This is a genomic window from Rhizobacter sp., assembly GCA_019635355.1.
Lineage (GTDB): Bacteria > Pseudomonadota > Gammaproteobacteria > Burkholderiales > Burkholderiaceae_C > Rhizobacter.
In genome coordinates this window covers 4732683-4745262 of sequence record JAHBZQ010000001.1, presented here as the reverse complement: position 1 = coordinate 4745262, position 12580 = coordinate 4732683, and the positions used below count along the sequence as shown (strand labels likewise).

Sequence of the window (12580 nt, the reverse complement as noted above, 5' to 3'; positions counted from 1 at the left end):
AGGGCGAACGGGAGTGTTCTCAATACCTGCCCGTGATGCCGGCGACACGGAGATAGACATGCGCCACCCACGCCACGAAGCCTCGCCGCAACACGCCGCGCAGGCTCGCCCGCCGCGCATGCGCCGGGTCGATCTCGCGTGACGCCGACACCGCGTTGTCGAACTCCTGGGCCAGCGTGTTGACGAAGTCCGCATCGCGGATCACGACGTTGGCCTCGAGGTTGAGCAGCAGCGACAGCGGGTCGATGTTGGAGCTGCCGACGGTGGCCCATTCGTCGTCGACGAGGCCGACCTTGGCGTGCAGGAAGGCCGGGGTGTACTCGTACACCTTCACGCCGCTGCTGAGCAGCTGGTCGTAGAGGGCCTGCGCCGCCACCGCGGCGATGCGGTAGTCGACCTTGCCCTGCAGGAGCAGGCGCACCTGCACGCCGCGCCGCGCCGCGTTGATGAGCACCCGCATGAAGGCACGGCCGGGGTAGAAGTAGGGCGAGATGAGGTCGACGCGCGTCTTGGCCTTGCGGATGGCGTGGATGTAGCTGCGCTCGATGGCACGGCGCTGGCGCAGGTTGTCGCGCATCACGAAGGCGGCGCGCACCGGCGGCAGGTCGCCCACCTCTTCGCCGGCCCGCGCCCCCTTGGGCATGCGCAGTCGGCGCAACAGGCGGCGGGCACGCGCCACCGGCTCGGCGCTGCGCGCGAGGGCCGCCATCTCCTTGGCGAAGTTGCGGCCGACGTTGGCGCGCGTCCACAAGGCCCGCACGGCCTGCTCGATGGGCGCGACGACGGGCCCGGCGAGTTCGACGGCGAAGTCGAGCCGCGGCTGGTCGCTCCAGCCGTGCACCTGGTCATAACAGTCGTCGAGCAGGTTGATGCCGCCCACGAAGGCCACCCGCCCGTCGACCACGCAGATCTTCTGGTGCAGGCGGCGCAGCTGGCTTGGCTGCAGCCAGGCCCACCAGCGGTCCATCGGGCGGAAGACGGTGAGCTGCACGCCGGCCTCGCTCAGCGCACGCCGCAGCTCGGGCAGGTTGGCGCGCGAGCCGAAGCCGTCGACGACGAGCTTCACGTGCACGCCGCGCTCGGCGGCCTCGGCCAGCGCCTGCGTGAGCGCGGTGACGCTCGCCACGTTGTCGTAGATGTAGGTGGCAACCCAGACCTCATGCCGGGCCTGCTCGATGGCACGCACCATCGCCGGGAACAGCGCATCACCGCCGCGCAGCAGCCGCGCATGGTTACCGCCGCTGTAGACCGTCGGGTTGGTCACCCGCATCAGCGCGGCACGCCGGGTACGGGTCTCCTCGGTCATCAGGCCAGTTCGAGCTCGGCCACGAGCGGCAGGTGGTCGGACATGCGCGCCCACACGTTGCCGCGCGGCACGAAGGTCGCGGCACAGCGGAAGCCGCGGGTGTAGATGCGGTCGAGCGAGAAGAGCGGCACGCGCGACGGGAAGGTGCGTTGCGGCGTGCCCTGCTCGGCGCGCTGCAGGCCCATCTCGCGCACGGGCACGTCGAGCTTCTCGCCCCAGTCGTTGAAGTCGCCGGCCAGCACCACCGGCTCGTGGTGGGGGATCTGGTTGGCGATGAAGGCGGCGATGCGCTCGATCTGGCGCACACGGCTCGAATGCATGAGCCCGAGGTGGGCCACGATGCCGTGCACCACCTGGCCGTGCCAGTCGATCTTCACGTGCAGCAGGCCGCGCTGCTCGAAGCGGTGGTCCGACACGTCGTGGTGGCCGATGTCTTCGTCGAGCGGCCAGCGCGAGAGCAAGGCGTTGCCGTGCTCGCCATCGGCGGTGTAGGCGTTGGTGCGGTAGGCCACGTCGTAGCCTTCGGGCGCGAGGTGGTCGGCCTGCGGCACGCGCGGCCAGCCGAAATGCGTGTCGGGGAAGCGCCGCGCTTCGGCGTTGTTGAAACTGCGCACTTCCTGCAGGAAGACGAGATCGGCATCGAGCGCTTCGATGCCCAGGCCGATGTTGTGGATCTCGAGCCGCTTGCGCGGGCCGATGCCACGCACGCCCTTGTGGATGTTGTAGGTGGCCACCCGCAGGATGTGGCTCGGGTGCTGGGTGATGGAGCTGGCGCCTCGTGTCATGTGGTCGTCACGTCAGATGAACTGTGGCAGCTGCAGGATGGCCTCGGCGTTGGACGGCGAGAAGCACCGATCGGCGGCCTCGCGCCAGTCCAGCCACTGGTAGCGTAGGTGTTCACGGGGTGCGAGGGCAACGGGTGTTCCACCGGGCACGCGCAGGCCGAACACATGCTCGGTGTTGTGCGTGACCCCCGGCGCATAGCGGTGCCGCCACACGGGGTAGATCTCGTAGACGTTGCTGAGTTGCCAGTCGCGCAGATTGGAAAGAGGCACCTCGGGCGAACCGATCACGATGCCGGTTTCTTCGCCGACCTCGCGGATGGCCGTCTCCTGCAGCGGCTCGTCGACACGGTCTTTCGAGCCGGTCACGCTTTGCCAGAAACCGGGGCGGTCGGCCCGCTCCAGCAGCAGGACTTGCCGGTCGTCGGTGTGGATGACGACCAGCACCGATTCAGGGATCTTCGGGGGCTTGGGTGGCGCGCTCGCGGGCATGCGTCGACTGTAGCCGCCTCACACCGCATCGAGCTCCTGCGACAGCGCCGGCACCAGGGTGCGTGGCAGGGTGTGCCGGCCCACGCGCGCAGGCAGGTCGGTGCCCGGCACCGAGAACGCAAACGCGCTGTCGTCGTCGACCAGCTCGACCACACGCAGCCGCGGCTGCATCGCGCGCAGCGCCTCGATGAGCGACTGGCAGGCGGGGTCGTGCGCGGGCACGCCGGTCAACAGCAGGTCGGGCAGGCGGGTCTGCAGCGAGGTGCCGAGCAGGCCCTGCGCCTGATCGATGCGCGCCGCCACGTCGACGCGCATGCCGGCCGCGCCCAGCAGCTGCTCGGCTTGCACGCGGCTCGCTTCCTGCGGCTCGACGAGCAACACGCGCCGGCCCACCGCCACCGGCGTGGTGGGCAGCAGCGCCGGGCTCGGTGCGGTAGGCGCGCCCTCGGCCACCAGGGCCAATCGCAACTGCACCCGCTCGCCCAGGAGCAGGCGCTGCGGCGACATGCCGCTCGCCCGCGCCAGCGTGACGAAGAGCAGCCACTGCAGGTCGTCGATGTCGTTGGCTTGGTCGGCGCCGTGGTGCCGGGCGCTGCGCTGGATGTCGAACCAGAGCGCGGGCTGCGGCGGGTGGCCGTCGACCGCCGCGCGCAGCTCGACGCGCTGGCCGATGTGCAGGGCGTACTCGAGGCCCAGCTCGAGCAGTTGCTCGATCACGGGCGCGTTGACCTCGGCCGGCGCGCGGCCCTCCTGCACCTGAAGCGCCACGCCGCGGCGCTGGGCCGCCGGCGCCCATGACGACGCCACCTTGCGCGCCGCCTCGCCGAGGTCGAGCCGCTCGGTGACCCAGCGGCCCTCGCCGGCCAGCACGCGGGCGATCTCCTGGATCTGCAGGCCCAGGCGCTCCAGGCGCGACACCTCGGCGAGCGCGGCCTGCACCTGCGCTGCGTCGGGCGTGCCGGCGAGTTGCGATTGAAGCCGCGACAACGCCACCGCATAGGTCTCGCCCACCTTGTGCAGCAGGTCCGGCCGCAGGTGGCCGACGGTGAGGTGGGGCATGCCGCCCACGGCGGGCGCGGCCTGCGGGGCATCGGGGTGGCGGGCGTCATAGCTCATGGTGTTCTCCGGGGTTCGTTCATTCACTGGTGGCGGCCAGCACTTCGGGCAGGTCGGTGAGGCCGGCCAGCACCTTGGCGATGCCGTCCTGCCGCAGGGTCTTCATGCCCGAGGCCTTGGCGTCGGCCTGCAGCACGGCGGCGCTCTCGCGGCGGCGGATGTGCGCGCGCACCGTCTCGCCCGAGAGCATCAGCTCGTGGATGCCCATGCGGCCGTGGTAGCCGTGGCCATCGCAGTGGTCGCAGCCGCGGCTGCGGTAGAGCAGCACACGGCCATCGGTGTCGGCATGCTCGTCGTGCCACTGCGCCACGAGCGCCTGGCGCCCGTGGGCCTCGGCCCCTGCGCTCGCGCCGAGGTAGAGGCCCGCGAGGTGCTCGAGCTCTTCGGGGCTGGCGGTGCGCGGCTCGCGGCAGTGCACGCACAGCCGGCGCACCAGCCGCTGCGCGAGGATGGCGAGCAGCGAATCGGAGAAGTTGAACGGGTCGAGCCCGATCTCCAGCAGCCGCGTGATGCTCTCGGGCGCCGAGTTGGTGTGCAGCGTCGAGAGCACCAGGTGGCCGGTGAGCGAGGCTTCGATGGCAATGCGCGCGGTCTCTTCGTCGCGCATCTCGCCGATCATGATGACGTCGGGGTCGGCGCGCAGGAAGGTGCGCATCGCGTTCGCGAAGGTCCAGCCGATGCGCGGGTTCATCTGCACCTGGCGCAGGCCGTCCTGCGTGATCTCGATCGGGTCTTCGGCCGTCCAGATCTTGCGGCCCTCGGTGTTGAGGTCGCGCAGCACCGAGTGCAGCGTCGTCGTCTTGCCGCAGCCGGTGGGGCCGCAGATGAGGATGAGGCCGTAGGGCTTCTTCGCCACCTCGCGCAGCGCCTGCAGGTTGGCGGTGGAGAGGCCCACGTCGTCGAGCGGCATGGGCTTCAAGCCGCTCAGCAGGCGCAGCACCACGTCTTCGAGGCCGCGCGAGGTGGGCACGGTGACCATGCGCAGCTCGACGTGCGGGCCGCCGAAGCGGGCGAAGTCGATCTTGCCGTCTTGCGGCTTGCGGTGCTCGGCGATGTCGAGGTCGGCCATGATCTTCAGGCGCGCCACGACCGCGAAGCGCAGCTTGGGCGGCAGCTCGACGAGCGGCACCAGGTCACCGTCGATGCGCAGGCGCACGCGCACCTGGCGCGGGGCATCGGCGGTCTCGATGTGGATGTCGGACGCGCGCCGGTGGATGGCCTCCTGGATGATGGTGTTGATCATGCGCACCAGCGTGTTGTCGGACTCGGAGACGACGTCGGTGTCGTGCGTGTCGCTGGCTTCGGCGGCGTCGCGCAGCTCGCTCGCGAGTGCGTCGACGGTGACGGCCCGCGTCTCGGCCGACGGTGGCAGGGCCGCCAGGCGCAGTGCGGCATAGGCGCGGTGCACGGCGGGCATCAGCGTGCCGGGCACCGCCATCACCACCACCACACGGCGCTGCGTCACGAAACGCAGCTGGTCGAGCAGGGTCGTGTCCCACGGGTCGGCGAGCAGCACCACGAGTGCGTCGTCGCGCAGCATCAGCGGCAGCACCGCCTCGCGCTCGGCGAGCGCGCGCGAGACAAGCTTGAGCGCCTCGGGCTCGGGCGTGAAGTCGCGCGGGTCGATCACCCGCACACCCAGCCACTGCGCGAGTGCCATGCGCAGCTGCACTTCCGACAAGGCGCCTTGCTCAACGAGGATGCGGCCGAGCAGCCGGTGCACGCCGGGGCGACTTTGCAATTCGAGCGCGCGGTGCAGCGTGCCCTGGTCGATCAGCCCGGCCAGGCGCAGGGCCTCGCCCAGGCGGGCCGCCTTCTCGACCTCGGGGCGGGCCGCGCGCAGCAGGGCCCAGAGCTCCTCCGCGGTGGCGGGGCGTTGCTGCGGGCGCCGGCCCTCGCGTTCGGGCAAGACGTGCAGGCCGTCGGGGACGGTGTCGAGGTCAGCTGGGGGCAGCAAGGTCATGGAGACCATGCTGGCCGCGCCGGTACCGCCGCGCCTTAACCAGGATCAAGCGGGGGGCAGGCCACCGGCCCGACACCCCGTGAAGTGAGAACTACGTCTTCAAGCCACCGCCTGCGGGTTGCGCAGACGGATGTGCAGCTCGCGCAGCTGCTTCTCGTCGACCGGGCTCGGCGCATGGGTGAGCAGGTCTTGCGCGCGCTGGGTTTTCGGGAAGGCGATCACGTCGCGGATCGACTCGGCCTTGGTCATCAGCGTGACCAGGCGGTCGAGGCCGAACGCGAGGCCACCGTGCGGCGGGGCGCCGTACTGCAGCGCGTCGAGCAGGAAGCCGAACTTTGCTTGCGCTTCCTCGGGCCCGATCTTGAGCGCGCTGAAGACCTTGCTCTGCACCTCGGCGCGGTGGATACGGATCGAGCCGCCGCCCAGTTCCCAGCCGTTGAGCACCATGTCGTAGGCCTTGGCGATGCACTTGCCCGGGTCGGTGTCCATGTAGTCCTCATGGCCGTCCTTCGGCGAGGTGAACGGGTGGTGCACCGCGTTCCAACGCTCGCCTTCGTCGTCGTACTCGAACATCGGGAAGTCGACCACCCACAGCGGCGCCCACTTGTCCTCGAAGAGGCCGTTCTTCTTGCCGAACTCGCTGTGGCCGACCTTGATGCGCAGGCCGCCGATGGCGTCGTTCACCACCTTGGCCTTGTCGGCACCGAAGAAGATCAGGTCGCCGTTGCGCGCGCCGGTGCGCGCGATGATCTCGGCGATGGCGGCGTCGTGGATGTTCTTCACGATCGGCGATTGCAGGCCCTCGCGGCCCTTGCCGGCGTCGTTGACCTTGATCCAGGCCAGGCCCTTGGCGCCGTAGATCTTCACGAACTCGGTGTAGGCGTCGATCTCGCCGCGGCTCATCTCGCCGCCACCCGGCACGCGCAGGGCGACCACGCGGCCGTCCTTCGCGTTGGCAGGGCCGGAGAAGACCTTGAAGTCGACATCCTTCATCACGTCGGTGAGCTCGGTGAACTCGAGCTTCACACGCAGGTCGGGCTTGTCGGAGCCGAAGCGGTACATCGCATCGGCATAGGTCATCACCGGGTAGCCCGGCAGGTCGACACCGATGGTGCTGCGGAAGACCGTGCGGATCATGCCTTCGAACATGCCGCGGATCTCTTCCTCGTTGAGGAAGCTGGTCTCGATATCGATCTGGGTGAACTCGGGCTGGCGGTCGGCACGCAGGTCTTCGTCGCGGAAGCACTTGGTGATCTGGTAGTAGCGGTCAAAGCCGGCCACCATCAGCAGCTGCTTGAAGAGCTGCGGCGACTGCGGCAGCGCGAAGAACATGCCTTCGTTCACGCGGCTGGGCACGAGGTAGTCACGCGCGCCTTCGGGCGTGCTCTTGGTGAGCATCGGCGTCTCGATGTCGATGAAGCCGTTGGCATCGAGGAACTTGCGCACCTCCATCGCCACGCGGTAGCGCAGGATCATGTTCTTCTGCATGACCGGGCGGCGCAGGTCGAGCACGCGGTGCGTGAGGCGCGTGGTCTCCGACAGGTTGTCGTCGTCGAGCTGGAACGGCGGCGTGATGCTCGGGTTCAGCACCTCGAGCTCGTGACAGAGGATCTCGACCTTGCCGCTCGTGAGGTTGGCGTTTTCGGTGCCGGCCGGGCGCGGGCGCACCTTGCCGACCATCTTCAGGCAGAACTCGTTGCGCACGCCTTCGGCGACCTTGAAGGTCTCGGCACGGTCGGGGTCGCAGACGATCTGCACCAGGCCTTCGCGGTCGCGCAGGTCGATGAAGATCACGCCGCCATGGTCGCGGCGGCGGTGGGCCCAGCCCATCAGGGTGACGGTCTGGCCGAGGAGCGCTTCGCTGACCAGGCCGCAGTAGGTTGTTCTCATGTTCTTGCTCCGAAAAAGGGGATTGTGCGACGCCCGCCGGGGCGCGCAACGGTGTAGGCGCTAGGGGCGAATGGGCTAGCCGGGTGCCGGGCCGACTAGCCCGGCAGGTTTCGCGCCGGCTCCGGCGCGGCCACCGGCAGCGGCGGCGCCACCACGCCCATGGAAATGACGTACTTCAGCGCCTCGTCGACGCTCATGTTGAGCACGATCACATCACTGCGCGGCACCATGAGGAAGAAGCCGGAGGTCGGGTTCGGCGTGGTCGGCACGTACACGCTGAGGTAGTCGCCCGACAGGTGGATGGCCGCCTCGCCGCCCGGCTTGCCGGTGACGAAGGCGATGGTCCACGCCCCGTGGCGCGGGTACTGCACCAGCACCGCTTCGCGGAAGGCATTGCCGCTGCTGGAAAAGAGGGTGTCCGACACCTGCTTCACCGAGCTGTAGATCGACTTGACGATGGGGATCTTGATCAGCAGCAGGTTGGCCCGCGTGAGCGCCCACTGGCCGAACATGTTGGCCGCGAAGACGCCGGTGAGCAGCAGGCCGGCGATCATCACCACCACGCCCAGGCCGGGGATCCGGCGCAGCGCTTCCAGCGACTCGTGCGCCGCGGCCGGCAGCACCGCCTGCGTGCCCGAGATGAGCGCGCCGAACACGTCGTCCATCAGGCCGAGCACCGAATGCAAGACCCAGATCGTGATGGCCAGCGGCAGCCAGACCAGCAGGCCCGCGATCAGGTATTTCTTCACATGATTCCTTGGAGGGGTCTGGCGCTTCAGGGGGTGTCGCTGGAGGGACTGGCTGCTGGGGCGGGGGCCGGGGCCGGCGCGGCCGCTTCGGCCTTGGGCGCATCAGCCGGCTTGGCGTCGCCACTGGCGGCCGGGGCGCTGGCGGCGCCGTTGTTGCCGCCGCGGAAGTCGGTCACGTACCAACCCGAGCCCTTGAGCTGAAAGCCGGCCGCGGTCACTTGTTTCTTGAAGGCCGACGCCCCGCAGGACGGGCAGGTGCTGAGCACGGGGTCGGAGATCTTCTGCAGCACGTCCTTGGCGTGGCCGCAGGCCTCACACCGATAGGCGTAGATGGGCATGGCTAAACCCTTGATTCAAAACAGGAAATTATAGGTGGCGCACGCCGGCGGGCGACGTGCGGTGCCTATGTAGGGTCGCGTTTCAGTGCTTCAAGCCACGGCCTGGCGGGCTTCGTGACGGTTCTTGAGAACCTGCGGCGCCAACGAGCCGACGACCATGCCCACGATGGCGGCCAGCAAGCCCGCCAGCTGGCCGGGGAAGGCTTCGCCGAAGGTCGAAATCTGCGGGAAGAAGACGATCCACACCGCGATGCCGGCGGCCACCGAGCTGATCGCGCCCTGGGTGGTGGCGCGCTTCCAGTAGAGGCCGAACACCAGTGGCACGAAGGCGCCCACCAGCGTGACCTGGTAGGCCGCCGAGACGAGGTCATAGATCGGCGTGCCCTTCATCGCGATGGCATAGGCCAGCACCAGGCCGGCGAAGGCAACGATGGTGGCGCGCATGGCGAAGAGCTGTTCCTTGTCGCTCATGCCGGGGCGCAGGTTCTTCAGGATGTTCTCGACGAAGCTCGTGCTCGGCGCGAGCAGCGTGGCCGACGAGGTGCTCTTGATGGCCGACAGCAGCGCCCCGAAGAAGATGATCTGCATGATCAGCGGCATCTTCGTCAGCACGAAGGTGGGCAGGAGGCGCTGGTAGTCGTTCTTCGCCATCTCGAGGGCGCTGTCGCCCATCACCACCACGGCGCTCAGCACGATGAACATCGGCACGAAGGCGAAGAGGATGTAGCTGAAGCCGCCGATCATGGCGCCGTTGCGCGCGGTGTTGGCGTCCTTGGCCGACATCACGCGCTGGAAGACGTCTTGCTGCGGAATGCTCCCGAGCATCATCGTGAGCCCGGCGCCCACGAACATTGCGATCTCGGTGAAGGTGGGCGGCGGCAGGAAGTTCCACAGCTCCTTCTGGCTGGCCAGGGCCAGCACCTTGTCGGAGCCGCCGGCGAGGTCGCTCGCGAAGATGGCGATGATCGAGAGGCCGATCACGAGCACGATCATCTGGATGAAGTCGGTCCAGGCGACCGCGAGGAAGCCACCGACCACCACGTAGATCAGCACTGCGAGGGTGCCGACGATCATGCCGGCCGTCTCGCCCATCGCACCGTTGGTGAGCACCGTGAACACCAGGCCGAGCGCGGTGATCTGCGCGGCCACCCACCCGAGGTAGCTCAGGATGATCGCCACCGAGCAGAAGACCTCGATGCCCTTGCCGTAGCGCTGGCGGTAGAAGTCGCCGATGGTGAGCAGGTTCTGCTTGTAGAGCTTGGCGGCGAAGAAGATGCCCACGAGGATCAGGCAGGTGCCGGCGCCGAACGGGTCTTCGACGATCGCGCCCAGGCCGCTTTGCACGAACTTGGCCGGGATGCCCATCACCGTCTCGGCACCGAACCAGGTGGCGAAGGTGGTGGTGACCACCATGATCAGCGGCAGGCTGCGGCCGGCGATGGCGAAGTCGGTGGTGTTCTTGATGCGGGTGCCGGCCCAGACGCCGAGCGCCAGGGTGCCCAGGAGGTACAGCACGACAAAGGAAATGAGGGTGGTGTTCATTCGACCTTGGCTCGCGGATCGTGTTGACTGAAAGGCGGCGCCCGCCCTGGGCGACCGGCGTGCATTATCTGTTCCAGCGACGCGAACCGCGCCCGGTCAGCCGACCGACCAGCGCACTGCCACCGTCGCAATCACGCCGACGGCAAACCCCAGCCCGCCGTAGATCAGCACCCGCAGCAGGTGGTTGGTGTGGCGCTGTTCGGCCAGCAGAGTTTCGACCAGGCGCGCATCGGCGCCCTGCCCGCGCTGCTGCAAGGCATGGTGCACCAGCCGCGGCAGCTCAGGAACGATCTGCGCCCAGTGCGGTGCTTCCTTCTTGAGGCGCTCGACCAGGCCGCGCCAGCCAATCTGCTCGTTCATCCAGCGCTCGAGGAAGGGCTTGGCGGTGCTCCAGAGGTCGAGCTCGGGGTCGAGCTGGCGGCCCAGGCCTTCGATGTTGAGCAGCGTCTTCTGCAGGAGCACCAGCTGCGGCTGGATCTCGACGTTGAAGCGGCGCGAGGTCTGGAACAAGCGCAAGAGCACCTGGCCGAGCGAGATGTCTTTCAGCGGCCGGTCGAAGTGCGGCTCGCAGACGGCACGGATCGCGCCTTCGAGCTCGTCGACGCGCGTGCCCGGCGGCACCCAGCCCGATTCCAGGTGCAGCTCGGCCACGCGCTTGTAGTCGCGGCGGAAGAAGGCGATGAAGTTCTGCGCCAGGTAGTCCTTGTCGACCTCGGTCAGCGTGCCCACGATGCCGAAATCGAGCGCGATGTAGCGGCCGAAGGTGGCCCGGTCGACGCTCACCTGGATATTGCCCGGGTGCATGTCGGCGTGGAAGAAGCCGTCGCGGAACACCTGCGTGAAGAAGATCGTGACACCGTCGCGCGCGAGCTTCTTGATGTCGACGCCGGCTTCGCGCAGGCGCTGCGTCTGGCTGATGGGCACGCCGTACATGCGCTCCATCACGATCACGCCCGACGTGCACAAGTCCCACACCATCTCGGGCACGAGCACGAGGTCGAGGCCCTCCATGTTGCGGCGAAGCTGCGCCGCGTTGGCCGCCTCGCGCACGAGGTCGAGCTCGTCGTGCAGGTACTTGTCGAATTCGGCCACCACCTCGCGGGGCTTCAGACGCTTGCCGTCGGCCGACAGCCGCTCGACCCAGCGTGCCAGCGTGCGCAGGAGCGACAGGTCGTCGTCGATCACCGCCAGCATGCCGGGGCGCAGCACCTTCACCGCCACTTCGCGGCCGTCTTTCAGGGTGGCGAAGTGCACCTGGGCGATGGACGCACTGGCCACCGGCTCCGCCTCGAAGCTCGCAAAGACCGATTCGATCGGACGGCCATAGGCCTTCTCGACCAGCGCTCGCGCCACCGGCGCCGGAAACGGCGGCACCCGGTCCTGCAGGCGGGCGAGCTCGTCGGCCACCTCGGGCGGCAGCAGGTCTCGCCGCGTCGACAGCACCTGCCCGAACTTCACGAAGATCGGCCCCAGCCGCTCGAGCGCCTCGCGCAGGCGGCGGCCGGGCGGCGCGTCGAGGCGACGGCCGAGCGTCATCACCCGCACCAGCGCACGCACCCAGCGTTGCTTGAAGCCCGACAGCGCCAGCTCGTCCAGGCCGAAGCGCAGGACGGTGAAGACGATGAAGACCAGCCGGAAAAGATGCCTCATCGGGGCGTGCGCGACACAAACCCTTGCAGCACGCGCACTGCCTCGCGGAAGCCGGCCGAAATGGCCGAGGCCGCACGCGAAAGCTCATGTGCGGGCGCCTGGCCGATCACGCGGGCGACGTCGTCCTCGATGTCCCAGCGCAGGTTGTCGATGAGCCAGTTGACGTCGGACGCAAGGGCCGAGTCGCCCTCGATCACGACCTGCGGGCGTTCGCCCGTCAGCCACAGGCTCGCGAGCTTCAGCGGGTTCGACGCGTCGATGCTGATCCGCAAGTCGGGCTGCGCGGGCACCTGCTCGCCGCACCACTCGAACAGCCCCGCGGGCGTGATGGTGAAGGCCACCACGGGCGGCGGCGGCAGCAGCTGCGGCCAGCCCGTCCACGCCAGTTGCAGGCTGCGACCGCTGTGGGCTTTCAGCCGCTCGGTCGCCACGGTCTCGGCCGCGACCACGTGGTTGAGCAGCAAGGTGATGCGCTCCATCGCGGCTGAGCCCAGCAACGCGGAAAAGCGCGCCCCGAGAGGGGTGTCGAAGGGGGTAGGCATCGGGGAATTGTAGGGGCGGGGTTCTGTCACACCGACGGCGCAACTTGGTCATCCAAGGTGGCTTTGCAGCACCCCGATTCGTGACGCATTCAACGCATGGACCCCTCCCTAAAACGAATGTCCCCCCACACTTGCGGGTCCGGTCTGTCACAGGTCTTGGGTGAGAATTCCTGCGGTCAAAACCCCTCGGTCGCGACACCTGGATGGAGG

Annotated in this window: 11 protein-coding genes; all 11 read right to left on the bottom strand. The window is 68.6% G+C overall.

The features are described from left to right. Positions 1–19: 19 nt before the first annotated feature. The 11 genes from clsB to KF892_21975 all read right to left on the bottom strand — a co-directional run bounded on the left by clsB (position 20) and on the right by KF892_21975 (position 12370). Positions 20–1306 carry a cardiolipin synthase ClsB gene (clsB, locus tag KF892_22025; GenBank protein MBX3627704.1) on the bottom strand — a complete coding sequence of 429 codons (1287 nt, stop codon included), beginning with the start codon at positions 1304–1306 and terminating at the stop codon, positions 20–22. Further along, on the bottom strand, positions 1306–2091 hold the full coding sequence (locus KF892_22020) for an endonuclease/exonuclease/phosphatase family protein (protein ID MBX3627703.1): 786 nt from the start codon (positions 2089–2091) through the stop codon (positions 1306–1308). Before KF892_22020 ends, clsB begins: the two co-directional genes overlap by 1 nt. A gap of 12 nt (positions 2092–2103) precedes the next feature. After that, positions 2104–2580, bottom strand: coding sequence for a dihydroneopterin triphosphate diphosphatase (gene nudB / locus KF892_22015; protein ID MBX3627702.1), 477 nt, complete (start codon positions 2578–2580; stop codon positions 2104–2106). An 18-nt stretch (positions 2581–2598) separates the two neighbouring features. Continuing rightward, positions 2599–3696, bottom strand: coding sequence for a response regulator (locus tag KF892_22010; protein ID MBX3627701.1), 1098 nt, complete (start codon positions 3694–3696; stop codon positions 2599–2601). Between the two features lie 19 nt (positions 3697–3715). After that, positions 3716–5659 carry a type II/IV secretion system protein gene (locus tag KF892_22005; protein MBX3627700.1) on the bottom strand — a complete coding sequence of 648 codons (1944 nt, stop codon included), beginning with the start codon at positions 5657–5659 and terminating at the stop codon, positions 3716–3718. Positions 5660–5758: 99 nt separating this feature from the next. Further along, positions 5759–7549: an aspartate--tRNA ligase gene (gene aspS / locus KF892_22000; protein MBX3627699.1), complete on the bottom strand. Its 1791-nt coding sequence runs from the start codon at positions 7547–7549 to the stop codon at positions 5759–5761. Between the two features lie 95 nt (positions 7550–7644). Then, positions 7645–8298, bottom strand: a complete 654-nt coding sequence (locus KF892_21995) for a DUF502 domain-containing protein (GenBank protein ID MBX3627698.1) — start codon at positions 8296–8298, stop codon at positions 7645–7647. 26 nt (positions 8299–8324) lie between these two features. Then, on the bottom strand, positions 8325–8636 hold the full coding sequence (locus tag KF892_21990) for a zinc ribbon domain-containing protein (protein ID MBX3627697.1): 312 nt from the start codon (positions 8634–8636) through the stop codon (positions 8325–8327). A 90-nt stretch (positions 8637–8726) separates the two neighbouring features. After that, positions 8727–10178 (bottom strand): sodium:solute symporter family protein, encoded by a 1452-nt coding sequence (locus KF892_21985; protein MBX3627696.1) that lies wholly within the window; start codon positions 10176–10178, stop codon positions 8727–8729. Between the two features lie 96 nt (positions 10179–10274). Next, complete coding sequence (gene ubiB, locus KF892_21980; protein ID MBX3627695.1) at positions 10275–11828, bottom strand: ubiquinone biosynthesis regulatory protein kinase UbiB; 1554 nt, start codon at positions 11826–11828, stop codon at positions 10275–10277. Then, complete coding sequence (locus KF892_21975; protein MBX3627694.1) at positions 11825–12370, bottom strand: hypothetical protein; 546 nt, start codon at positions 12368–12370, stop codon at positions 11825–11827. The genes ubiB and KF892_21975 overlap by 4 nt, the downstream gene beginning before the upstream one ends. Between the last annotated feature and the right edge of the window lie 210 nt (positions 12371–12580).

What these genes read in the sequence shown, in the direction of transcription:
- clsB (MBX3627704.1), bottom strand. Translation starts at nt 1,306, where the DNA reads ATGACCGAGGAGACCCGTACCCGGCGTGCCGCGCTGATGCGGGTGACC.
- KF892_22020 (MBX3627703.1), bottom strand. Translation starts at nt 2,091, where the DNA reads ATGACACGAGGCGCCAGCTCCATCACCCAGCACCCGAGCCACATCCTG.
- nudB (MBX3627702.1), bottom strand. Translation starts at nt 2,580, where the DNA reads ATGCCCGCGAGCGCGCCACCCAAGCCCCCGAAGATCCCTGAATCGGTG.
- KF892_22010 (MBX3627701.1), bottom strand. Translation starts at nt 3,696, where the DNA reads ATGAGCTATGACGCCCGCCACCCCGATGCCCCGCAGGCCGCGCCCGCC.
- KF892_22005 (MBX3627700.1), bottom strand. Translation starts at nt 5,659, where the DNA reads ATGACCTTGCTGCCCCCAGCTGACCTCGACACCGTCCCCGACGGCCTG.
- aspS (MBX3627699.1), bottom strand. Translation starts at nt 7,549, where the DNA reads ATGAGAACAACCTACTGCGGCCTGGTCAGCGAAGCGCTCCTCGGCCAG.
- KF892_21990 (MBX3627697.1), bottom strand. Translation starts at nt 8,636, where the DNA reads ATGCCCATCTACGCCTATCGGTGTGAGGCCTGCGGCCACGCCAAGGAC.
- KF892_21985 (MBX3627696.1), bottom strand. Translation starts at nt 10,178, where the DNA reads ATGAACACCACCCTCATTTCCTTTGTCGTGCTGTACCTCCTGGGCACC.
- ubiB (MBX3627695.1), bottom strand. Translation starts at nt 11,828, where the DNA reads ATGAGGCATCTTTTCCGGCTGGTCTTCATCGTCTTCACCGTCCTGCGC.
- KF892_21975 (MBX3627694.1), bottom strand. Translation starts at nt 12,370, where the DNA reads ATGCCTACCCCCTTCGACACCCCTCTCGGGGCGCGCTTTTCCGCGTTG.